The sequence below is a fragment of the Paraburkholderia sp. RL17-381-BIF-C genome (genome assembly GCF_046026435.1).
Taxonomy (GTDB): Bacteria; Pseudomonadota; Gammaproteobacteria; order Burkholderiales; family Burkholderiaceae; genus Paraburkholderia.
The window spans coordinates 1-23153 of sequence record NZ_JARESX010000003.1; the positions used below are offsets into that span (position 1 = coordinate 1).

Below are 23153 nucleotides of genomic sequence, written 5' to 3' on the forward strand. Positions count from 1 at the left end.
GTTCAGCTCCAGCACGACTTCAACGACAACCTTCGGCTGACGGTGAGTGGGCGCTATTACCACAGCAGCCTTCCCGAATATGGCAGCTTCGTTTATCCCGCTGCCTATCCGCCCGACCCGACCACGTACCCGATCCTGCCGCTGACCATGCAGACGAACACCAACGAGGCCACCTTCGACGCCAACGTGCTCGCAAAGGTCAACGCGCTGGGCGGTCGCCACGAGCTGCTCGCGGGCATCGACTACGATCACACCGATTTCTTCTCCGGCATGGGTTTCACCGGCGTGCCGGTCGGTACGCAGGACCTCGCACAGCCCGCTTATAACCTCGCGTTCGGCGCGCTTGCGCCACTCACGTTGACTCAAACGGACCGCTACGAGACGATCGCCGCCTACGTGCAGGATCAGGCGACCTACGGGCGGCTGCATCTGACCGGTTCGCTGCGCTTCACGCAGCTCAATTTCCGCGAAGCGGAACAGGGTACCGACGACACCTTCCACCATGTCTCGCCGCGCATCGGTGCGAGCTTCGACCTCACGCCGGGCGTCGCGATATATGCGGCGTATGCCACCGCCTTTCGCGCCGCATTCGGTTATGTAGGCCTCGGATCGCCGAAGCCGGAGACCTCCCGCAACGTCGAAGCCGGCCTGAAGCTGGCGCTGACCAACATCGGCCTGTCCGGCACGTTGGCCCTCTTCCAGCAGACGCGCGACAACGTGGCAACGCCCGACCCGAACAATCCGCTCTATTCGATCCAGACCAGCCAGCAGCGCGCTCGAGGTTTCGAGACCGATCTGGTGTGGGAGCCCGCGTCGGCCTTCTCCATGCTGATGAACTACGCCTATACACGCGCCACAGTGACAGAAGACAATGCCATTCCGGTTGGCGACACGCTCGCGCGCGTGCCGAAGCACAGCGGACGCATCGCGCTACGCTACCGGGTACTCAGCGGCCCCGCCAGCGGGCTGTCGATCGGCGCCGGCATTACAGCTTTCAGCGCCCGCGAGGTCACGCTGCCCAATACCGTCGCCGTACCCGGGTACGCATTGTTTGACGCACAAGCCGAATACAGCTTCGGTCGCTACTCGATTGGGCTGTCGGCCGTCAATCTGGCAAATCGTCATGTCTATACGGCTTACGAATATTTCTCCTTCCCGGTTGTAATGCCCGTCCAAGCACGCTCTCTCTATCTGACGCTCAAAGCTCGCATCTGAGGAATCTGCATATGATTGATATAACCGCTAGTTTGAACGTGCACAAATCCGCTCATGCAGACTGTCTTCGCAGGGGAAACGGTCGCCCCTGCTGAGAGGTGTGGCGCGAACGCCGCTACCTGGGGTGCCTTTCGCACTCCGGCGCGGTGAACCGCCCCGCGTAGCGAGCCAGCGCTCGCGCACCACACCTCTGTACGCTGCAAACGGCAGTCCGTAGCGAGCGTGGCCTATTCTTCTGGGTTCACAAATGCCAGCCATTTCAGCACGGCATATAAGCGTAGATTTGGGTACTCACCGCGAGACGAATCGCTTCAACCGTGAGCGCCGTCCAGCCGGACTATCGGGCAACGGCGCGCGCTAAAACGAAACCGCGCATGGATCTGCTCTATAATCCGATCCAGCGTCGACGGCAGGCCCGCGTCTGAGCTTGACCCGCGACGATCGCGGCCACACGTCGCTAACGGTCACGAGGCTTTCTCTGCACTGCACCGAAGACGAACCGCCTTCGGCAGACGGAATAGAAGCGTGTCTCGAATGGACAGTCGGGCTTGAGCAAACATCGCTCCGTCAGTGCCATTCGAATCCGAGCATCGATAGCCTGCAATTCGCCCAAAAATGACGGCGTGAAACTGGATCATATTCCTCAAGAGCAAGCCGAGGGTCTTTCACGGTTGCGTTCCCGGAGGCTGCGCGAGCCATAGCTTCGCAATCCATCGTCCCGCGAGATCATTCCGACATATCCTAGCTCGCGGCGTGCTGCGCCATCATTCACACTGAATTCCCGCCCGATCATGCGCACCATTGAACGCGACAGGGGCGGGTCGCTGTTTTTCCGCAGGATGGCCCAGACGGCATCCATCAACCGCCCTGCGGCTGATGCCAGCCAATAAGGCAGTGAACGCAATCCATTGACGGAAAGGCCCTGCACGCGTGCAATCAAATATATGAACTCACGGAACGTCTGCGTCTCCTGATCGGTGATGAAAAAGGCCCGACCTCCCTCACCGCGTGTTAGCGCACACTGGACCGCTTCGACGACGTTATCCACGTGGCAAGTGGAGAACGCATAGTCGCCATGGCCGATGAAAGCAAACTGTCCTGTCTTGATCGCACGGGGAAGTTCGCGACTGAACGGATCACCAGGCCCCCAGATTATTGGTGGGCGCAATGCAATGGTGCGAAAACCCGGCTCCGTGGCCGCGAGCACGATTCGTTCAGCCTGTGCCTTGCTTGCCAGATATGCCGAAAAGTGGTCCACAAATGTCGGCGCACTCTCATCGGCATTCCTAGTGGGCGTGCCTAACTCGTCCATAATGACGCCAGCCGCACTGATATGAACGAAATTAGCAACCCCTACCTGCTTTGCCGCTGCCAGCAATCTGGCGGTGCCATCGACGTTTGCGTGAAAGAACGGCGCGCGCGGTCCGGAGAAGCGAAACATGGCTGCCGCATGAACTATGGCATCAAGCGCGGGCAGTACCAGCGGAGCGTTGTTTTCCAGATCGCCATCAACAGGCTGCGCGCCCAGTTCCCGCACCCTTTCACGGGACGACGCCGAGCGCGCTAGCGCAAAGACCTGATGGCCCGCCCCTGCGAGGGTGGGGAGCAAGCGACTGCCGAGAAGGCCGGAGCCCCCAGTAACGAGAATTTTCATGGTCGATCAACCTTTCGTATCCATCGCGTCTGCTGTCAGAATTGAGCGCATGGCGTTCTCGCGGATGTCCACAAGAACGTCCGACGTGGGTGCCGCCGCATGGCGCAATTGCGCTGTGACGTAGAGCAGAGAAGCAGCGTTAGCCGACGCCCACATCACATCTGCCGCGACTTCCACAGCGAGCGCAAGCGACCCTTGAGCGGCGATGGCCGAAATGCGCTCAATAAGGACTGCGAATGCTTGATGGGCAGCCGGTATCTGCGCGCCCTGGAGAACACGTCCCAACATCGCTGCATAGAGCCTGGGCCGTGCCGCCGCAAAGCGCACGTAATCATCCCAGCCATCACGTAGGACGGCAACGGGATCGGATGATTGCGCGGCTGCCCCTTTGCTTTTCAGAAACTGCGTGAACGCCTCCTCCATTGCGGCACTCAGCAGCCCGTCGGCGCTGCCGTAGTGGTGGTAAAGCGTTGGTGCGGTAACGCCCGCCAGGGCGCAGACGGCGCGCGTCGAAAACTGCGCCTCGCCTTCCTCTTCAAGAACCTTCAGCGCCGCCGCAAGCAGGGCGGTAGGTGTATCCATGCCGCCAATATAGCACCGATATAGCGATTTATATAGCAATGCAATAGGCGAACGACTATGTTCACAGAATTGGAGATGGCGGTTTATGAATCCGTTCTGGGAGCTCTTGGGTCGGACGGATGGACGCGTATCCGAAGGCCACGCAGCGGGCCGCGTCGCCCGAAAGGACGATGCGCCGGGTTATTTGCGCGCGATCAGCTCGCCGCCGGTGACACCATAAGCGAACCGATGGGCTGCGCCCCGTTCCAGCCTACAAACCCTGAATGGTCGCCAACCGTACGCTATTATTTGCGCCCTCCCCTCTTTGGCCTCGACACTTCACCGCGTTCACCGCGTTCACCGCGTTCACCGCGTTCACCGCGTTCACCGCCCAATTCTGCACTTCGACAGCAAAAGTCAACGACTCCCAGCCTCAGTCGAAAGACGATTTAGTAGCCCTTTCGAAAGGCGCCATCTGAAAAAAAGGCACGGCGTAGAACCGTGCGCGGCAACTTAGGAAAGCTGGGCTGTGAGGAGGAGTGGGCCATCTTAAGTAGCAAAACTTCGTGAATCTCGATGGACGCCCGATCGGGGTTTGCCTTTCACCAACTGGCCAGCAACTCCTTTAGTTAAAGATCGCCTCGCAGCCTGCGTGGCAGACAATCTTTGTCGGCCATCGTCGCCGATCGCCGACTAGCTTTCTTACGCATTGATTCCACCATCGACCACTAGCCCAGTGCCGGTGATGTGTCGTCCGCTCGGCCCTGCTAAAAAGGCAACGGCTGCGGCCACGTCTTCGACTTGACCAAAACGGCCGAGTGCCATCTGCGACCGCAAGAAGTCGGCGGTCGGTCCATCGGCAGGGTTCATATCAGTATCGGTCGGGCCCGGATGCACCAGGTTCACCGTAATGTTTCGCGGACCGAGTTCCCGTGCCAAGCCTCGCGTGAACGAAAGCAGCGCGGACTTTGACATGGAATACACGGTTACTTCCGGAATCGCTACGCGCTCCGCAAGGCAAGATCCGATGGAGATGATTCGACCGCCTTCGCTCAGATGCGCGAGAGCAGCCTTAGATGCGAGCACCACGGAACGAACGTTGACCGCGATAATCTTATCGATCACATCAACGTCCATCTCTTCCAGCGGGTTCGAAAAGAGTACGCCCGCGTTATTCACCAGAATGTCAAGCCCGCCCAACTGAGCCGACGCCTCGTCGACGGACCGCTTGACGGCGGCGGCATCGGCGCTATCTGCCTGGATGGCGTAAGCTCGCCGACCCTTCTTTCGGATAGCATCGACCAAATCCGCGGCTCGATCCACCGCCCGCTCGTAGGTGATAACTACATCAGCGCCCCGATCCGCGAGCGTCATCGCAATTCCCGCGCCAATACCGCGTGCAGCACCTGTAATCAGAGCGCGCTTGCCCTTCAAGCCTTCCATCTGAAAGTTCCCGTTAATTTATGTCTGGTCCGACATGGAACGACACCAACACATTGTTCAAATTGCTTCAGCGGCATACTTGCTCACAATCCGTCACCAAAAAGCGGCACTTCGACGATGGCGGATACCTCAACCTTTCTGTTCTTCAACAAGTTGTTCAAGATCGTGTGCCAAATCACCCACGTTATCGGGATTTGTCGACAGCAACTTAATTCTGCCAGTTCGATCAAAGATGAAAATGATTGAACTGTGCATTACCTTGTACTCTCTCGGATCCTTCGATGGTGATACCGAATATGCTACTCGATACCTATGCGCAAGGTATTCAAGTTGACTCGCTGTTCCGCGTAATCCGTCAATTTGAGGAGAGAAGGCCGCCCCATAACGATTGAGCGAATTAAGGGTATCGCGATCTGGATCCACCGTCACAAAAAGCACGCGGACAGCCTTCGCTTTGTCGCCGATCTGGGCTAGCGCAGAAGTCAGGTTGGATAACGTCGTGGGACAGACGTCGGGGCAAAACGTGTAACCGAACTCCAGAACGACGATCTGCCCACGATAGTCCTTGCTAGTGACGGCTTTGCCGTCTTTAGCGCGAGTCAGCGTGAAGTCGAGTGAGGGCATCTGATTGTCCACAGTAGTGAGACGCCACGACTCCTCGCGTTGACAGCCGGCTAATGCGCAGGTCCCGAGCACCACTATGACCGCACATAAAATACGAATCTTGATGCCACATTCTTCAATACCGGACAAAATTCGGGCGCGTATTGTCTTGCCAAGTCTATTGTTGGTCGTCATAGAAGCGTGAATCTAACACTGTGCATCTTGTGGTATGGGACGTCTTAGAAAAAATATCTAACTGCAATCTTGACAAAGAGCGGCACCAATAAAGACAAGGTCAGAATGGCGATAACGATGCTTCCCAACTTCAGCGCCTGTCGACGCATCCTCGCCTGCAGATCCGTTGAATAAGCGCGATCTCGCGTAAGTTCTTTCATACGTTCCATGAAGTGCACCTGACCTACCGCAATGCCTTTGACGCCGGAAGGCTCCAAAATACTAAGTGCGTTATCTCAATCCCGCCGGCCGCCTGCCCAGAAGCTAGATTGAGACAAAACGGTCTCATCGAGAACGTACAGCATCCACCGCTGCGTCAACCCTGCTTCCGTGCGAGGGAGCGAACCTTCGATTGATGGCAAATATTCCCTTCGGTGTGCGGCTCGAAGCGTCTTGTACGTTGCAGGGAATCTTATGGGGCTTCAGCACGATTCGCCACGTCATATTTCCCTCGTTTTTTGCCAAACCCAACGCGAGTAAGCGACGGCTTGCTTCTGCGCTCTGCGAGGTACTTTCGCGCTCGAGCGTGGTGAAGTCGCGCTCAACACCACAAGGGGCATCGAGCCAGAGAGCTGAAGGCCGGCTTGCGACTGCCTACCAAGAACGCACTTGATATCGATGTACAGTTATTCTGCTTGCGTCGAGGGTGATGCAGTACTGAAACGTCGTCTGTATGAGCTGGGCGTCAGACCAACAACGCTCCGGAAACGAGCTCTGAACGTAACTTGCGAATCGAATCCCACAGCAACGGCGACTTGATCGACCGAAGCTGACGTTGTCTCTAGCAATTCTTGAGCGCGACGGACTCTTGATTTGAGTAACCACTGGATGGGCGTAGTTCCAGTTTGGTCCCGAAATCGTCTAGCGAACGTCCGCGGCGTCATTGACGCGCGCTTCGCCAGCGAGGTGACGTCGATCGGTTGGTCCAAATTCGATAGCATCCATTCCAGCAATGGAGCGAGGCTGCTGGATGTAAGTGAAGCGGTCTGCTGAATAAACTGCGCCTGTCCGCCGTCACGAAAAAGAGGCGCCACCGCAAGCCGCGCAGCATATGAGGCTACCGCCTGTCCGTGCTGCCGGCCAATCAGGTGAAAGCACATGTCCAACCCTGCAGAAGAACCTGCTGACGTAACCACGTTACCCTCATCAACAAACAGCACATCAGGATCTACGGTAACTGCAGGAAACCGATCTGCAAACTCATCTACCACGGTCCAGTGGGTTGTCGCGCGTTTGCCGTCAAGTAACCCCGTCGACGCAAGTACGAATGCACCGGTGCATATGGACGCAACCAGCGCCCCTCGGTCGCTTGCAAGTCGCAATGCCTTCTTCACGGCCGACGAAACGACCAGGTTGATGTCTTCGACACCAGGGACGATCAGAATATCCGCGTCCATCATTGGTTCCAGCCGCCAAGGCGCATGGATGTCGAAGTGCCCAGCGCGAACGCGGGACGACTCGCCGCAAACAAGGACGCGGTAAGCTTCGTCGCCATCGACCGTCCGCACTCGCGAGAAGATATCGCATGCAATGCCCAGGTCGAAAGGAACAACCCCATGTAACGCGAGAACCGCCACTGTTTGCACCATTGTTCCCCTGCTTGAATGCGACATTTTAGCCATTGGCAGGAACCTATCACATTTCGTCAATTCTGCCACTTACAAGTTCGTTATCGCAAGGGTATAAAGGTCGCGCCTAAAAGGGAAATCTCATGCTCGCACAACCGGCAGCCGCTTGGTGCATCACTGCCTCATTAGTCACTCTCACGAATCGACAAGCAAAGACATGACTCGCGACAACTACCGAGACATCGAACTGGCGCAACTTCGTCGTCTTGAGTTCGCCTCTCTCGTTGAGGGCACGACTCTTCTGTTCCTGCTCGTTATCGCTGTCCCTCTTAAACATCTGTACGGGTGGCCAACAGGCGTGCGGTTTATGGGACCAGTCCACGGATTGGCCTTTTGCGCTTATCTGTGGTTCACGGTTCAGACAGTGACCGGCGGTGGCTGGCGTATACGCGAGATAGCTCGCGTCATTATTTGCGCCTTCATACCTTTCGGCGCATTTTTCAATCGCACCCTTCTGTCCCGCAAGATGGCTTCAATAAGAAACGGCAAATAATCATGAACGTCGCAATTTACTATCCGTGGCTGAAAGCATTGCACGTAGCGTCAGTACTAATCTTTTTCGGTGGAGTCGTGTCCGTTGGAGTCTTCCTCCATATGGTCACGACCGACTCTCCCGGCATTCGAACGCTTGCTGCAGACATCCGGCGTTGGGATCACATCATCACCACGCCCGCCATGCTCCTCGTCTGGGCCTTGGGATTAGGGATTGGAGGCGCAGGCCACTGGTTCAACGCACCGTGGCTGAGCGTCAAACTGGTTTTCGTTGTCATTCTCTCCGCCGTGCACGGTATGCAGTCCGGGAGACTGCGTCGCATCTGTCAAGGCGCCTCGATCAGACCACTGCATGCGTCGCTGCCGGTGGCGGTAACTTGCGCAGTCATCATTGCGATACTGGCCGTCGCCAAGCCCTTCTGAGGGATATGCGCTTCGCGACATTGCGCTTCCGAAAGTTTCCAACTTTCGCCTCACTACTACGATCCAATGTATCGCTCGTATCTAAAACTGACCAAGCCCGGAATTGTTCTCGGAAATATGGTTTCGCTCAGTGGCGGCTATTTCTTGGCGTTGCGGAGCACTATTGATTGGCTTCAATTCGTGCTCGTCTTGTTGAGCGTCGCTCTTGTCATCGGTTCTGGATGCGCAGTCAACAACGTCGTCGACCGAGACATTGATGCATTGATGGCCAGGACCCGCACTCGGCCCATGGTCAGCGGCGAGATCCCCACTCACGCCGCGCTGTTGTTTGCGGGGCTTCTCGCCCTAGCGGGATTCATCCTTCTCTATCAAGGCACCAAATGCCTCGTGGCGGTGTTGCTCTTACTCGTTGGCTACATCGTTTATGCAGGTGTATACACACTTCTATTTAAGCGCAAGTCCATTCACGGGACGATGGTTGGCAGCGTATCGGGTGCGATGCCGCCGGTAGTTGGCTACTGTGCGGCAAGCGGTAGATTTGACATGGCGGCGCTCATCTTATTGATAATGTTTTGCATCTGGCAGATGCCTCACTCGTACGCCATCGCAATCTTCCGTTCGTCAGACTATCGCGCCGCCGCGATTCCAGTCTATCCGATAGTCAAGGGAACACTCGCCGCAAAACGCCACATCATCGGCTACATACTCGCCTTTACCTGTGCGGCGACGCTACTTGTTCCGCTCGGGTATGCCGGGGTCATTTATCTTTTCGCAGCGCAGGCAAGCGGTATCATCTGGTTCTGGATTGCGTTGCGTGGATTGAAAGCGCAAGACGATATCCGCTGGGCCCGACAGTTATTTTTTGCCTCGATTGCAGTCGTCACGATCTTAAGCATCGCGATGTCGATTGACCGATTTAGTCCGTCACACATAGGTATGCTATAAGGCGCTGCCTCGTTGCTTGAAATGAGCAACGACGGTCTCCTTCTCCAAGAGCAATGAGGAACCATCAAACTACGCACCACGCCTACAATCCAACTGTGCGATGCTGAACATGTCGAGATCGCAAATATTGCAATGCCGCTTTGGGCTCAATTTGCGCAATTGAACAAATCCAGACAGCATAGTTTCCTATACATGCTATCGGATCAGCGGTCATCTTTCAGCGACACGTTGCCGACATAATCCCCACTCGGTGCGTTTAGCCGCGATCGACGACAAGAAGCACTATTTCCGCAAGATCACCAATAGGTCGGCAACATCAGTTTCCCGATGATTCGATGCTTCGATTCATCGTAAGCGATAAGGTGTCGACGCCCAAGCGTCGGGCTCGTTACTCGCAGAAGCTAAGTGTTCACGTAAACACCCAGCACCAGAGACATGATTGAGAACCAGGATCTGCATAGCCGGCTAGTGGTCGGCCAGAAGCGTGGCGGCCGACACGAGTATGACGAAGGGCAAGGGATGCACTGATCCGGCGGCTGTGCCTTCAATCAGGCACAGCGCACCCATCCGGCGATGTCTGCGCCGGGCACGCAATCCGATGGTGACGTTATCGACGTAACCCCGTCCGCTGTGCCTGCAGTAATGGCGCCCGCATTCGTTCCAGTTGTCACTCCTGCCTCGCAACCGGCTGCGAAGCCTCAGCGGCTGACACTCGCCTTGGGCGTGCGCATGGCCAACGGAGTCGATCTGAACCTTGGCGAAGCGACGCTGGAGGAGTTCGCAACGCTGATCCAGATTCTGGGGAGAATCAGGATTCGGTGCAAATCAACATGCCTCAATTACGTCAACGAATTCCCAGCCTCTTATACGGTCGGACGTTATCGCGCAACTCACGCCGCTACGATTGCCAAGGTAGGCAATTATGAAAAGACTCGCATACGCACGGATACTGGTGTACAACCGGCATCGGCCGATTAGCTGACCAATCAGATTGGCATTCGGATCATCACCAGGTCTCGGTGAATGTCGTCACCACACTTGAATGATGTTTCGCCGACAGTTGAAAATCCATTCCGCGAGTAAAAACGTATTGCCCTTGTGTTTTGATCGTTCACCGTGAGCCGGACACGAGTATGCAGTTCGGCAAGGCTGGCTGAGAGTAAACGTTGTGCAGCCCCGGTTCCATGGTAGGTCGGTAGTACGTAACACCGCGTCAATTCTGGGACACCATCTGCCAAAGGCAAGTTCAATGCTTCGGGAGCAAGAGTGACCACGCTAAATCCGATAACGGTCCCCATTTCGTCCAATACGCGAATATCGAAATTCCCATCCGACAAGGCGCTCCTGAAGGAAGAAGGCATGAGGTTTTCATCGATGTACTTTTGCAATTCTATATCCGGCGTTCCCGCTGGGCAGGCCAGCGCAAACGTACGAGCGGCCACGATACTGATGGCTTGCGCGTCAGATAATGACGCTTTACGTATATCCATAATCTGGTTCAAGGGTGACGTTGTCCGGAGTAACTACCGACCACACTGCATTGTCGGTCTCAATCACATTTTGACCGCTCATTCCAATGCAATTAGTTGACTGTGTTCGCAAAAGAAAGGCCGGCCCTGACCACATGTGCCGACGGCTGTTGCATCATTCATCTGGCATCTCGCACCTGATAAACGGCCGCCATTCTGGAATCGTTGGCGGTAGCTCGTCTAACACCGAGAACTGCTCAAGTGCTACATTGTCAGTCACGGCTTTATGGACAGTCTCCGTAAGAAGGCAATTTCGTCTCGAGTACGCAGGATCATGTTTCGGCTTACGCATACAGGCGCTCCAGCTTTGCTTGGGTTAACGTACGATGGCAAGTAGGTTCCGATTTCCCGGGGGCAATCTCAATAGACTGTTGTTGCACTGCCTGCTCGTCCTTGCATATGTTACAACGCGCGAAAAGTTCCGCTATCCAATCGACAAACACTCGGACCTTCGGCGACAAATGGAGTTTGTGCGGATAGACCGCTGAGATTGGTTGCGGCAAAGGTTTGAATTCCGGCAACACTTCGATGAGTTCGCCAGCCTCCAAGTGCGATTCGGCCATGAAGAGCGGTACCTGGATGATTCCAAGGCCCTTAACTCCACAGCTCAGGTAAGCTTCCGCGTCGTTGACTGCGACCATCCCCCGCATCTTGACCTGGACCGCTTGTGCTCCAACGACAAAATCCAGGTCTACGACACGTCCAGACTGGTTGGTAAAGTACTTCACTGCTGTATGCTCTTGCAGAGCATCGACTGTCTGCGGGGCACCGTGCGAAGCGAGGTATCGGGGAGCGACGGCGGTGACGCACTGAACCAGGCCGATACGCCGGGCGACAAGACTCGAGTCCTCAAGAGCGCCCACCCGTATCGCGCAGTCGACCCCTTCCTGGATGAGATCCACGCGTCTGTCATTGAAGCCAAGCGCGAGCTCCATTGCCGGGTACCTCGCCTGAAAGTCGAATAGCTCGGGCATCACGAGAAGTCGTCCGAGCGCGCCAGGCATGTCAATTCGTAGCCGCCCACGAGGGACCTTACTACTGGTCAAGAACGCGCTCTCTGCCTCCTCCACTTCGGCAAGTATCCGCACACAGCGCTCGTAGTAGGCAGCGCCGTCTAGCGTTAGGCTCAGTCTACGCGTGGTTCGTTGAAGTAGTCTTACTTTTAGATGTGCTTCGAGATTTTGAATGATGTTCGTGACTGAAGCGCGCGGCAAGTTGAGCGTGTCGGCCGCTCGCGAAAAACTGTTCGCGTCGACGATGCGAGTAAAGACCTGCATCGCATGTATCCGGTCCACGGTATTCCCCTTTTTTACAGGATACGCTGGGCAGCTCCTTTGAAGTCGCGGCCTGACGCTCCATTAAGCTGAAGGCAGTCGGAGTCGAGAGGCGCTCTATAACCCTCTCGACTCGGAGTGACAAATCAACGTTCGACGGTTTGCTGACTTCCCCATTCGCTTCCAACTGGCGTCTTCGGTTCATCCCAGCCTCCTCCCAGCGCACGAATCAAAGCAACAGTGGAGACAGCTTGTTCACCGGCCAAATGACTAGATCGCAGCTGCGATTGCAACACCTGCCGCTGAGAGTCAATTACATCTAGGTAGCTGACTTGCCCTTCTTTATACTGCGTTGTCGACAGGTGCTCCGCACGTTCGGATGCGGACATCGCAAACCCCTGTTCGCGGATCTGATCGTCAAGTAATCGAAGATTGGACAGACTGTCTTCGACCTCTTTGAATGCAACGAGAACCTGCTGACGATACTGGGCGACGTCCTCGTCGAACTTCGCGCGTGCCTTGGCAAGATTCGCGCTCCGACGTCCACCATCGAAAATCGGCAACGTCAACACAGTCCCTGCAAAAGGCCCCAACAAGAAGGCTCGGGTGGACCACTGGAATAAATCGCCCAACGTGGCAGACTCGTAACCAAATGCTCCAGTGATGTCCAATTGAGGAAAAAACGCTGACTTTGCCAAGCCCACCCGAGCGTTCGCTGACGCCATAGCACGCTCTGCCGCGGCAATGTCCGGGCGGCGCTCCAACAGCGAGGAAGGAAGGCCTGCTGGAATACGCGCCTGGACTGGCGCAAGCGGGGTCTCCGGAAACGCGAAGTCAGCCGGCGGCTTGCCGAGCAGAATTGCAAGGCTATGCTCAGAGGCTGCCCGCTGGCGAGCGACGCCGACAGCATCGGCACGCGCTGTCGCCAACTCGCTTCGCGCCCTCGATACATCGAGGTCACTTACCTCCCCTGCATTGAAGCGGCTTTCAACGAGTTTCAGCGCGTCCTCGCGCAATGCCACCGTCTTACGGTAGAGCCCAAGCTGCGTATCGAATTCGCGAAGCTGAAAGTAGTTCTCTGCCACATCAGCCTGCAGAGCCAGTTGTACGGACCGGAACAGTGCTTCGCTTTGTGCTTCATCGGAACGAGACGCGCTCACGTTGTCACTAACTCGCCCGAAAAGATCGGCCTCGTACGACGCTGAGACCTGCGCGCGCCACAATGTCTGGTCTGGAACCTCCGTGTTGTCGGGCAAGAACTGGGAAGCAGGCGACAGATGTTGTCGCGTTGGCCCGAATCCTGTCCCGATAGACGGAAACCACGAGGAACGCGTCGACTGCACCAGCGCCCGTGCCTGCTGCACGCGCGCAGCAGCGGCCTTCAAGTCCTGATTTGCGTCCGCCGCCTGTTTCTCCAGCGCGTCGAGAGTAGGGTCGCTGAATACACGCCACCACTCGCCACGAAAGGAGTCCTCGGCAGGCTTCGCAGTTTTCCAAGCTTCTGTACTAGCTCCGTCTACTGGAGAACCCGTCTTCCCGGACGGTAGAGGCAGTTCCTTGAAGGCATCTGGTACCGACGCGTCCGGTCGCATGTACGTCGGTGCGCTCGAACATGCGGACAGAACAGCCACGGCGATAACGCTGACTACCGCGTGATGAGAACCTCGTCTGAACATCGATGGGCTGAACATACTATTCTTAAACATTGTAATCATTAGAGATCCGACAAATGTGCGATCTCGTGTGAGATGTCTTTCTGCGCGACGTGAATCTTCCCGCCGGCCAAGATTCGCAGCACCACGTAGAAGACAGGCGTTAGCATCAGACCAAACAGGGTCACCCCAAGCATCCCGAAGAAAACGGCGATTCCCATCGCCTGCCGCATTTCGGAACCAGCGCCGGTTGACAAAGCAAGTGGAACGACACCCATGATGAACGCGATAGACGTCATCAAGATCGGTCGTAGTCTCAGCCTACTAGCCTCGATTGCGGCCTGCACTGCTGTTCGGCCGTCATGCTCCAGTTCACGAGCGAACTCCACGATGAGGATCGCGTTCTTAGATGCGAGCGCAACGAGCACCATCAACCCAATCTGCGTAAAGACATTGTTGTCGCCATGCGTTAGCCACACTCCCGCCAACGCACTGAGAATGCTCATCGGCACAATCAAAATGACCGCGAGCGGCAGAGAAAGGCTTTCGTACAACGCAGCCAAAACCAAAAACACAAGCAAGACGCTAATTGGGAAGATCCACATCCCCGAGTTTCCAGCCAGTACCTGCTGGTAAGTCAAGTCAGTCCACTCAAATTTCACTCCCTTGGGCAAAACTTCGGCAGCGATTTTCTCAGCAGCTTCCTTTGCTTCATCTGAAGAGTAACCATGGGCTGGGCCACCATTGATATCAGCCGCGGTGTAACCGTTGTAACGCACGACCATATCTGGACCGTAGGTCGGGGTGACAGTGATAAGCGAAGAAAGCGGGATCATCTCGCCACTACTGCTACGCGTCTTAAGCTGCAAGATATCGTCAGCGTTGCGCCGGTATTGTGGGTCTGCCTGTACGCGGACTTGATACACCCTGCCGAACCTGTTGAAATCGTTCACATACAGGGATCCAAGATATGTTTGCATAGTGTTGAAGACATCGGTCACGGCAACTCCGAGCTGTTTCGCACGCTCGCGGTCGAGGTCGACGTTCAACTGCGGCACATTAATCTCATAGTTCGAAAACGTCGGTCCGAGCTGCGGCGTCGCCGACGCTTTTTTTACGAAATCCATCGTGGCTTTGTTAAGTACTTCGTAGCCAAGAGCGCCGCGGTCCTCAAGTTGCATCTTGAACCCTCCCAGCGTTCCCAGTCCCAGGACCGGCGGGGGTGGGAAGACAGCCGTGAATGCATCTTTGATCGAGGAAAATTTCTTGTTGAGTGAGGCTGCAATATCCGCCGCAGAGTGTCCCTTACGTTCGTCGAACGGTTTTAGCGGGATAAAGACGATGCCAGCGCTCGGAATGTTTGTAAATCCATTCACAGACAGTCCTGGGAACGCCACGGCGTGCGCCGCGCCAGGTTCTTTCATCACCATTTCGCCCATTTGCTTGAGCACCTCTTCAGTGCGATCAAGTGACGCGCCGTTAGGCAACTTGGCAAAGGAGATGAGATACTCTTTGTCCTGTGCGGGAACAAACCCACCCGGCACGATTTGCGTGATGACGACGGTTAGTCCTAGCAAAACGCCGTAGATCACAAGCATTGTTCCTTTGCGCTTCAGGGATCCCGCGACGCCGCGACTATATTTCTCCGAGCCAACGTTGAACAAAGTGTTGAAGCGTTGAAAAAATCCCCCAAAAAGCTTATCTATGACACGAGTCAAGCCATCTTTCTTCGCGTCATGACTACGCAGCAGGAGTGCCGACAACGCAGGCGAAAGGGTCAACGAGTTGAATGCAGAGATAACCGTCGAGATAGCAATCGTCATCGCAAACTGCTTGTAAAACTGCCCCGTCAGGCCGCTCATGAATGCGAGCGGAACAAACACCGCAACGAGGGTAAGGGCGATGGCGATAATAGGTCCACTCACTTCCTGCATCGCAGTGTATGTCGCATCGCGAGCACTGAGCCCTCTCGCAATATTTCGCTCGACATTCTCCACAACGACAATTGCATCGTCGACGACGATCCCGACCGCCAACACCATCCCAAACAATGAAAGCGCGTTAATCGAAAAGCCAAATGCGAGCAGGAGAGAAAATGTGCCCACGATCGAAACCGGAACCGCCAACAACGGAATGATGGATGCACGCCACGTCTGCAAAAAGACGATCACGACAATCACGACTAAGGTAATCGCCTCAAGCAATGTGTGAATCACCGCTTCGATACTCGAACGTACGAAACGGGTCGGGTCATACACGATTCTGTACTCAAGTCCGGACGGAAAATCTGCGCTCAGCTCTTTCATCGCCGCGCGAACATCGTCCGAAATCTGCAACGAATTTGCACCCGGCGCTTCGTTGATCGACAAAGCAATCGCGGGCTTGTTGTCCAGCAGTGAACGTAAGCCATACTCCGAGGCCCCAAGCTCTATCTTCGCGATGTCGCGCAAATGCGTGACGGCACCCGTGGCAGATGACTTAACGATGATTGCGCCGAACTCCTGCTCCGTCTTTAGACGTCCACGTGCATTGACTGAAAGCTGGAGAAGCGTTCCGGGAACAGCAGGTGAACCACCGACCACGCCTGCAGCGACCTGTACATTCTGTTCCCGAATGGCGCTCACGACTTCAGTTGCTGTGAGATCTCGCTCAGCTACCTTTTGAGGGTCCAACCAAACGCGCATGGAATAGTCGCCGCCACCCCAAAGTTGCACCTCTCCCACACCCTTTATGCGCTCAAGCCTGTCTCGTATGTTGATAAGTGCGTAATTGCGAAGATAAGTGTTGTCGTACCGACCATCTGGCGATATCAGGTGCATGAACATCGTCACCGTCGGGGAACTTTTGATCGTCGTTACACCCAACTTCTGAACGTCGTCCGGCAATCTCGGGAGAGCCTGATTCACGCGGTTCTGCACGAGTTCCGTTGCGAGGTCTGGATTTGTGCCAAGAGCGAAGGTAACCGTCAACGTCAGGTTGCCGTCAGAGTTGGCCTGAGATTGCATGTACAGCATGTTCTCGACGCCATTGATTTGCTCTTCGATCGGCGATGCAACCGCCTCCGCGATTACTTTCGGATTCGCGCCCGGATACTGAGCATGAACGATCACCGAAGGCGGAACCACGCTCGGATACTCTGAGATCGGGAGCTTGAATAACGCGATGGTGCCTGCGAGGAGGATTACGACCGACAGCACGCACGCAAATATTGGCCTGTCGATGAAAAATTTCGAGATATTCATGTGACTCTTAACTTGGCGAACCGCTCATCCCCGCAGCAACACGATTGGCGAGGACATGAATGAAGACATCGAAAGAAATGGCGCGAGAAAAAGCCACTGCGAAGCTCCGTAATGACGGCAAATTTAGCTGCTGGATACCGCGGAAGTCTTTGCCTAATCGACGAAGCGCGATCTCAGGCTGAAGGCGTTCCCGTCGCTTCGGTGTCGATCATCGGAACGATATGCGGACTGACTTTCGCACCCGGTCTGACGCGCTGCGTGCCACTGACTACAATCCGGTCTCCCGGTTGAACCCCGGACTTCACAATCCGGAGATTTCCGTGTGCATCGCCCACCTTGATCTCGCGATAAGCAATTTGATTATCGCTGCCGACAACGTAGACGTATCTCTTATCCTGATCAGTTCCAATCGCGGTATCGCTGATCAACAGGGCGGAATAAGCATCGCCGCTAATGACCTTGACACGAGCGTAAAGTCCTGGAATCAAGCTGCCATCACTGTTGTCAAATCGCGCACGGACTCGAATCGTTCCAGAATTGGTATCAACCCGATTGTCAACGGACTGAATGACACCCGTGCGAGAGTATCCTTCCTCGTCAGCCAGTCCGAGGTCGACGGGCACACGGCCTTCGTTCCTGACTCGACGAATGTATTGCAGGTACGTCTGCTCATCAGCGTCGAATTCGGCATAGATGGGCGATACCGACACGATCGTCGTCAGCGGTGCGCTGCCTGCACCGGCACTGACGACATTGCCTAGCGTGATTTCTGCGCGAGAAACCCGGCCCGAAATCGGTGCGGATATTTTGGTGTATCCGAGATTAATTTCTGCTGCCTCCAGCGCGGCTTGTGCGGTTTTGAGATTGGCGGCTGCTTCGTTTGCAGCATTCTGCTTTTCGTCATAGTCGCGTTTGGCGATAGCGTTGTCTGCAATCAGACGTTGTGCGCGCTGCCAGTCATTGGCCGTATAGGTCACACGAGCACGCGCAGCCGCAACTTGCCCTACAGCCCTGTCCACCTCTGACTGATACGGGCGGGGGTCGATGATGAATAAGATGTCCCCCTTTTTTACCATCTGACCGTCTTTCAGATTGACCGACACGATTGTGCCTGACACAAGTGGCCGAACTTCCACCTTGTCTACAGCCGCGAGTCGCCCTGAGTAAGTCTGGGAATCTTTGACTTCCTTTTGAAGCACCGTGGCGACATCAACCTCTGTGGCCGCGGGCGCAACGGACGGCGTCGAATCACGTGCACTAACCCGGATCGCACTGAATGCGCCTAGTCCTGCAATCGCGACAACCACAAGCGTGGCAATCGCAAGCTTTGGACGAGGATTTGAAGAAGCAGACATGAAAGACTCTTATAGATAGCAATTCTGTTTGACTGCGACGTTGGCCTCCAGAGTCGATCCCTGCCCACATAGCCTATTCAGATCCGACAGCTAGCCAGTCAGGCCAACCGCCTGCACTTCCCTAGAACGAAGCACGCGAGCGAAAGAATCCGGAAACCTCCTTTGACGCCATATTTTCCTCAAGCCCCCGTTGTGAGCATAGGACGAAGTTCCCTCGTATTTCGTCATCGTCTAGATGCGCTGCAGCATCTACGTCCGTTCAGCTAAAGACCGGTTTTGAGGCATCTGCGTCCTTTTTCCCTGCGTCGTTTTGATGCATCCTTTTCCCATGAGAGGAGTATTGTTAAATGACGTCAACTAACTCGGTGGGCAGCGCCTCGCCTGCTATTGCGAAGGGTACGGCCTTTGGCGCTGTCCCCTCGAACGCGGGGCTGCGGAACATCGCACTGTTGGTCTATTCGGGCTTCCAGATGCAGGACCTCGCAGGTCCGCTTACGGTGTTTGACGAAGCCGCCAAGCTTTCCAACAAAGAAAGTTACCGATGTCATATCGTTTCGATCGACGGAGGACTGATACGTAGCTCGACGGGACTTCAAGTCTCTACTACAAAGATTCAGAGATATGGCTACGACACCCTTCTCGTAATGGGAGGAGCGCTTTCGGCAAACACAAGCAACTCACCACCCCGGGCGGTAACAGATTACATCCGTGATGCAACGTCCATGGGTGTTCGGCGCGTTGGAAGCGTGTGTACCGGTGCGTTCGTACTAGCCGCAGCCGGAATGCTCGACGGTCGTAAGGCGACCACACATTGGAAATATGCCGCCCAGTTACAACGGCAGTTTCCGAAGGTGAAAGTGACTGGCGATCGAATTTTTACGGAAGATGGGCAGATTTGGACATCTGCTGGAATCACTACTGGGATCGATATGGCGCTCGCCATGGTTGAAGAAGACTTAGGCGCAAGCGTGTCGCAGTCCACAGCTCAAATGCTCATCGTGTCTCATCGGAGATTGGGCAATCAATCGCAATTTTCGAACGTTGCAGATGTCCATTCCGACTCAAAACGGATTCAGGATGTCCTTACCTATATACGAGACCATCTTGACAATACCCTTTCCACTGCCGAGCTCGCGGCAGTTGCACATTTGAGTCCTCGCCACTTTGGACGCGCCTTCAGGGCAGAAACCAGCGACACTCCAGCAAAGCTTGTTGAGAGACTGCGAGTAGAAGAGGCACGACGTCAAGTAGAACAAAGCAAGGAGCCCATTGACGCCATCGCGTACGCGGTCGGATTCGCTCATCCCGAACGAATGAGACGAGCATTTCTGCGAGTTGTCGGCTTTCCGCCACTGCGAGTACGCCAGATGGCATCTGATACTATCGCTGCACGGTCATAGCATGAAAATCCGTTGAGTGTGCGGACGACTTGCTGCGTTACGTTACATCGCTTATGTCCGACGTGTGCAACTCCACACGCATCGTGCCCGCATACTTCACCGATCGCTGAACCAGGCGGTATTTGAACTAGAGAAGTGGCACGGCAAATATTCTGCATCTGGCTTTCTTAAATCTTTCCCGGTGAACGTAAAACGTGGCTCATGCTATGGGCCACCGACGAGACCGGAAAGATGTCGGGTACTCTCATTCGATCAGCCGTTAGTTTGAGGGTGCACAAATCTGCTCATGCAGATTGTCTACGCAGGGCAAACGGTCGCCTCTGCTGAGGGGTGCGACGCAAGCGCCGTCACCAAAGGTGCCTTTCGCACTCCGGTGCGGTGAACCGCCCCGGGTGGCGAGCCAGCGCTCGCGCACCACGCCTCTGTACGCTGCATGAACGCCGCGCCGGGCCGCCACACGCGATTCTCCGCTTTTCCTTGCAGGTAGCTGGAGGGCGCCATGGCCGCCTCGCACCGGCACACGGATAGCCGTGTCCGCGCGTGGCAGACGTTCAGTCAACTTCTGCCCGCGGCGGGCGATTACGCCCGCTGCGGCAGCATGCACACTCCAGCCCCGTCGCGATGCGTATTTCACCGCACCGATGGTCGACGTTCAGGCCGGATTGATCAGCCCACTGCCCGAGTCAGTGATAACCTCGATATCAGCGAAACCAGCGTCTTCACAATGTTTTTGCAGCCTGGCGGCCTGTGTGTCGATCTGCCTTGCCTGGTCGTGCGAGGAGACTCGGGTATAGCAGGTCTTGCCTACGGACGACGACGCGCCGCCGGACATGGCGCAGATGCTATCGTCCACGTATCGCCGATGGCCGCCCACGGTGCGTGCGTGTGGCGTGAGTCGCCCCTGACGGTGCCAGCGTCGCAACGTACCCACGGCTCCTTCCAGCAATCTTGCCGTTTCTCCGATCGATAAGAGTCGCATCCGGTATCTCCGTTAGATACCGTCTGTAGCGCCCTGCTTTTAAATACGATGATCAGATTTGTGCAACTTCGACATTGACTGCTAGAAAGCCACTGACGGAGTCGCATCTCCGTTGCACGCCGATTTCGACCAACCGAACACGTCGCCAGCAAAATCTTCGAGAAATGCGCTCGGGCTTACTGAGTGCGAGATATCCCCATGGACCTGTGCTGCGAAGCAGCGAAGGGGCCGAGGGATTTTCCGGCTCATCGAGAGCTCCGCCGTCGCCGGACATATCAAGACCTGCCTCGTAATCGAGGAGCGGCAGGAAGCTCGGCGCGAGCTCGGGAAAGTTGGCATCGGCATCGCCAGCGATCGTTCGCGTCTGCGGAAAACAACGCAGTTCTCAAAATTTTTCAAGTGAGACACGTTACGTGGAGGCTGCGCAGCATCCCTGCCATAGTCGCGCCCTCAGGCGCGTCCGTGTCTTTCCCCGTTTTTTTACGTCGCTCCCTTTCTCTAAAAAATTCGGCAGCGAGAAATTTGCACCGTTGACTATACCTACAGCAACGACCTCGCGCGCGATCCTTCTTTTCTTTATAAGAAGACTCTTTCTTTAAAAAAGAAAAAGGTTTTTTCGCGCGCACGCGTATACGCACGCGCGAGCAATGACTCAATTTTTGCGAAAATACGTTTGCGTACTCCTTCAGGAAAGCCTCTTTCTGGGCATGGCAGGCGTCGACTTTGGATGGTCCTGTCGATGCAGCTACTGCGCGGTTTTGGATTTGACAGGCGCGTCAGGTAGTCGAGACGTCTGCACGTCAAAAAATCGACCCAGCCAGCCGGAGCGCATATGGAGCTTTTCAGTAGCGAAACATGCGTCGTCTTTGCAGCATGGTCAACCTCTGCCACAAGTTCCGAAGATCGCCATCTTCACGTGATGGTACGAGAGCGCCCATCGTCGTCAACGCGAAGCGTCGGTAACAGGGCGGCTCCCGAGAAAAAATTCAGTCTTAGCGAAATATAAAATTTTTTACTAAACGTCTCGTGGTCAACCTCTCCAACCGGACATGAACATGGCAGACGTCGTTCAGGCAACGCTCCAAAACTCAGGCACAGCTTCCGTCAGGCTCGTACAGACCGACGCGCTCTTCTACTTGCTCGACGCGATCGCAGAACACAGCGACATTGGATTCTTCAGCGCTTCAAGTGAGCCTTTCTCCCGCATACCAGGCCTCCTGGTTGATGAAGACGTAGTGCTTGCTACCGCAGTCACTGCCGGAGCGACGATCGCTTGGGGTGATCAGCTTCAAGACTGGGTGATTCCCTTCAACCTACCGATGACCGGGGCGGCCCAGTACAGACAATGTTTTCCTTGGGAAACGGACCAATCGCAGTTGACTTCGCTAAGCTCGAGAGCATGTTGACGCGCGTTAAGGAGCACCTCCTGGTCGCCTACATTTTGCCGAGTTGCGTCGGAATCGCCCGCTACCGCTGGAACGCCCAGCTCCTTGGCACGATGAACCAGCTGTACGAAGCCACCCAGTTTTACGAATCGCTCACTGGACGCGCGACCGGCTGCGATTCGACCTCAAAAACATCCAGGTATGCCGGAGTCGCCCGAACAGTCTACGGAAGGATGCATACCGACGGTTCAGTGGTTTTCTCATGGTGAAGTCGGTCTCTCACCTTCGAAACAACGCGGATTCCCTCACATTTAAATCAATTGCCTAAACGACTTGTCGTGTAGTCCTTCAGTCGAAACGACTCGTGGCGTTGTTCATACTCACATAACAGGACCTATTCATGGACTTTGACGCTCTGTATTCCTCACAGAATCTTGCTGATATGCTTGCGCTTCCGGGCCACACGCCTGCTGCGGTCGAGCCTCTGCTTCAGTACGCAGTTAAACAAAACCGATTGCTGTGTTCTATGTTCAACGTAAGAGAGCTAGGTCAGCAGTTCATGGACTTCAACAATGAATCGCTTTGCCTTGTCGTTGCGATTCCGGATGCGAACGGCCTGAATTGGAAAGCCCAATTGACCGACTGGGTCATTCCCTATTGCGAGGTCAACCACCTCGAACAGACGACACGAGCGCTGGCGATGCTTGGTGACGGCCCCATTGCCGTACCAACTGCAGCATTGGCCCCGCTGCTATTCGGCGTCGAGAAGGCTCTAGTGGTTTTTGCGACTCAGCAAAGCACGGTGGCTGCCGCCTACCGCTGGAATGAAAAATTCCTTGCTACGGTCGAGGCCATCGACACGGCCGCGGAGAAGTACGAGTTCGACGAGTATCAGTCAGCTCGCGCTGTTGCCATCGGGCGACCCATCTTTGGCTGCAGCGACGCTCCTGCGTTGGTACCAATGCCTGTCACCCTGAAAGCAGACGGCACGGTTCAGCCGCACGAGGAACGAGAACTCCAGTTGCTCCCCTTCAGTCCATACAATCCAGAATACGCAGCTTAATACGGCAGTCGCAACCTTAGACACCTAGGCTCAAATCTACTGCCCGCTGGCGATCGCAGCGGGCAGTTTTTTGACC

At 55.5% G+C, this 23153-nt stretch carries 19 protein-coding genes and 1 pseudogene; 7 read left to right on the top strand and 13 right to left on the bottom strand.

Going from position 1 to position 23153, the window contains the following annotated elements:
- Both P0D70_RS02945 and P0D70_RS02950 read left to right on the top strand, forming a co-directional pair.
- Positions 1 to 1215 (top strand): TonB-dependent siderophore receptor (locus P0D70_RS02945; RefSeq protein WP_408182405.1); only part of this gene is annotated, 1215 nt, incomplete at its 5' end.
- A gap of 222 nt (positions 1216 to 1437) precedes the next feature.
- The gene (locus P0D70_RS02950) at positions 1438 to 1536 is read left to right on the top strand and encodes an AraC family transcriptional regulator (protein ID WP_408182407.1); all 99 of its coding nucleotides are present in this window, start codon (positions 1438 to 1440) and stop codon (positions 1534 to 1536) included.
- A gap of 322 nt (positions 1537 to 1858) precedes the next feature.
- Here P0D70_RS02950 and P0D70_RS02955 read toward each other — a convergent pair whose 3' ends face one another.
- From P0D70_RS02955 to P0D70_RS02980, 6 genes are all read right to left on the bottom strand, one after another.
- Entirely contained in the window at positions 1859 to 2869 is a 1011-nt protein-coding gene (locus P0D70_RS02955) for an NAD-dependent epimerase/dehydratase family protein (RefSeq protein WP_408182411.1), read from the bottom strand.
- A 6-nt stretch (positions 2870 to 2875) separates the two neighbouring features.
- Positions 2876 to 3451: a TetR/AcrR family transcriptional regulator gene (locus tag P0D70_RS02960; RefSeq protein ID WP_408182416.1), complete on the bottom strand. Its 576-nt coding sequence runs from the start codon at positions 3449 to 3451 to the stop codon at positions 2876 to 2878.
- A gap of 681 nt (positions 3452 to 4132) precedes the next feature.
- Positions 4133 to 4873: an SDR family NAD(P)-dependent oxidoreductase gene (locus P0D70_RS02965; protein ID WP_408182420.1), complete on the bottom strand. Its 741-nt coding sequence runs from the start codon at positions 4871 to 4873 to the stop codon at positions 4133 to 4135.
- Positions 4874 to 5002: 129 nt separating this feature from the next.
- A complete protein-coding gene (locus P0D70_RS02970; protein ID WP_408182426.1) occupies positions 5003 to 5671 on the bottom strand; it encodes an SCO family protein in 669 nt (222 codons plus the stop codon).
- A gap of 44 nt (positions 5672 to 5715) precedes the next feature.
- The gene (locus P0D70_RS02975; RefSeq protein WP_408182430.1) at positions 5716 to 5880 is read right to left on the bottom strand and encodes a hypothetical protein; all 165 of its coding nucleotides are present in this window, start codon (positions 5878 to 5880) and stop codon (positions 5716 to 5718) included.
- A gap of 456 nt (positions 5881 to 6336) precedes the next feature.
- Positions 6337 to 7296 carry a GlxA family transcriptional regulator gene (locus tag P0D70_RS02980; protein ID WP_408182931.1) on the bottom strand — a complete coding sequence of 320 codons (960 nt, stop codon included), beginning with the start codon at positions 7294 to 7296 and terminating at the stop codon, positions 6337 to 6339.
- A gap of 199 nt (positions 7297 to 7495) precedes the next feature.
- On the opposite strand from P0D70_RS02980, the gene P0D70_RS02985 reads away from it, so the two are divergent.
- The 3 genes from P0D70_RS02985 (at position 7496) to cyoE (ending at position 9198) form a co-directional block, all read left to right on the top strand.
- On the top strand, positions 7496 to 7831 hold the full coding sequence (locus P0D70_RS02985) for a DUF3817 domain-containing protein (protein WP_079491753.1): 336 nt from the start codon (positions 7496 to 7498) through the stop codon (positions 7829 to 7831).
- 2 nt (positions 7832 to 7833) lie between these two features.
- Positions 7834 to 8253 carry a CopD family protein gene (locus P0D70_RS02990; protein ID WP_408182436.1) on the top strand — a complete coding sequence of 140 codons (420 nt, stop codon included), beginning with the start codon at positions 7834 to 7836 and terminating at the stop codon, positions 8251 to 8253.
- Positions 8254 to 8319: 66 nt separating this feature from the next.
- Positions 8320 to 9198 carry a heme o synthase gene (cyoE, locus tag P0D70_RS02995; protein ID WP_408182441.1) on the top strand — a complete coding sequence of 293 codons (879 nt, stop codon included), beginning with the start codon at positions 8320 to 8322 and terminating at the stop codon, positions 9196 to 9198.
- A 986-nt stretch (positions 9199 to 10184) separates the two neighbouring features.
- Here the strand turns inward: cyoE and P0D70_RS03000 are convergent.
- The 5 genes from P0D70_RS03000 to P0D70_RS03020 form a co-directional block, all read right to left on the bottom strand.
- Positions 10185 to 10700 (bottom strand): GNAT family N-acetyltransferase, encoded by a 516-nt coding sequence (locus P0D70_RS03000; RefSeq protein WP_408182445.1) that lies wholly within the window; start codon positions 10698 to 10700, stop codon positions 10185 to 10187.
- A 311-nt stretch (positions 10701 to 11011) separates the two neighbouring features.
- Positions 11012 to 12022, bottom strand: a complete 1011-nt coding sequence (locus tag P0D70_RS03005; protein ID WP_408182449.1) for a LysR family transcriptional regulator — start codon at positions 12020 to 12022, stop codon at positions 11012 to 11014.
- 125 nt (positions 12023 to 12147) lie between these two features.
- Positions 12148 to 13692: an efflux transporter outer membrane subunit gene (locus tag P0D70_RS03010; protein WP_408182452.1), complete on the bottom strand. Its 1545-nt coding sequence runs from the start codon at positions 13690 to 13692 to the stop codon at positions 12148 to 12150.
- A 23-nt stretch (positions 13693 to 13715) separates the two neighbouring features.
- Positions 13716 to 16895 (bottom strand): efflux RND transporter permease subunit, encoded by a 3180-nt coding sequence (locus P0D70_RS03015; RefSeq protein WP_408182457.1) that lies wholly within the window; start codon positions 16893 to 16895, stop codon positions 13716 to 13718.
- A 173-nt stretch (positions 16896 to 17068) separates the two neighbouring features.
- Positions 17069 to 18250: an efflux RND transporter periplasmic adaptor subunit gene (locus tag P0D70_RS03020; protein ID WP_408182462.1), complete on the bottom strand. Its 1182-nt coding sequence runs from the start codon at positions 18248 to 18250 to the stop codon at positions 17069 to 17071.
- A 431-nt stretch (positions 18251 to 18681) separates the two neighbouring features.
- On the opposite strand from P0D70_RS03020, the gene P0D70_RS03025 reads away from it, so the two are divergent.
- Entirely contained in the window at positions 18682 to 19650 is a 969-nt protein-coding gene (locus P0D70_RS03025) for a GlxA family transcriptional regulator (protein ID WP_408182934.1), read from the top strand.
- 652 nt (positions 19651 to 20302) lie between these two features.
- Here the strand turns inward: P0D70_RS03025 and P0D70_RS03030 are convergent.
- Together P0D70_RS03030 and P0D70_RS03035 are read right to left on the bottom strand one after the other, a co-directional pair.
- The gene (locus P0D70_RS03030; RefSeq protein WP_408182952.1) at positions 20303 to 20503 is read right to left on the bottom strand and encodes a recombinase family protein; all 201 of its coding nucleotides are present in this window, start codon (positions 20501 to 20503) and stop codon (positions 20303 to 20305) included.
- A 3-nt stretch (positions 20504 to 20506) separates the two neighbouring features.
- Positions 20507 to 20629 (bottom strand): annotated as a pseudogene (locus P0D70_RS03035) (MerR family DNA-binding transcriptional regulator); the annotation flags it as partial.
- A gap of 1785 nt (positions 20630 to 22414) precedes the next feature.
- Between P0D70_RS03035 and P0D70_RS03040 the strand changes: the two are divergent.
- Complete coding sequence (locus tag P0D70_RS03040) at positions 22415 to 23077, top strand: hypothetical protein (protein WP_408182467.1); 663 nt, start codon at positions 22415 to 22417, stop codon at positions 23075 to 23077.
- Positions 23078 to 23153: the final 76 nt, after the last annotated feature.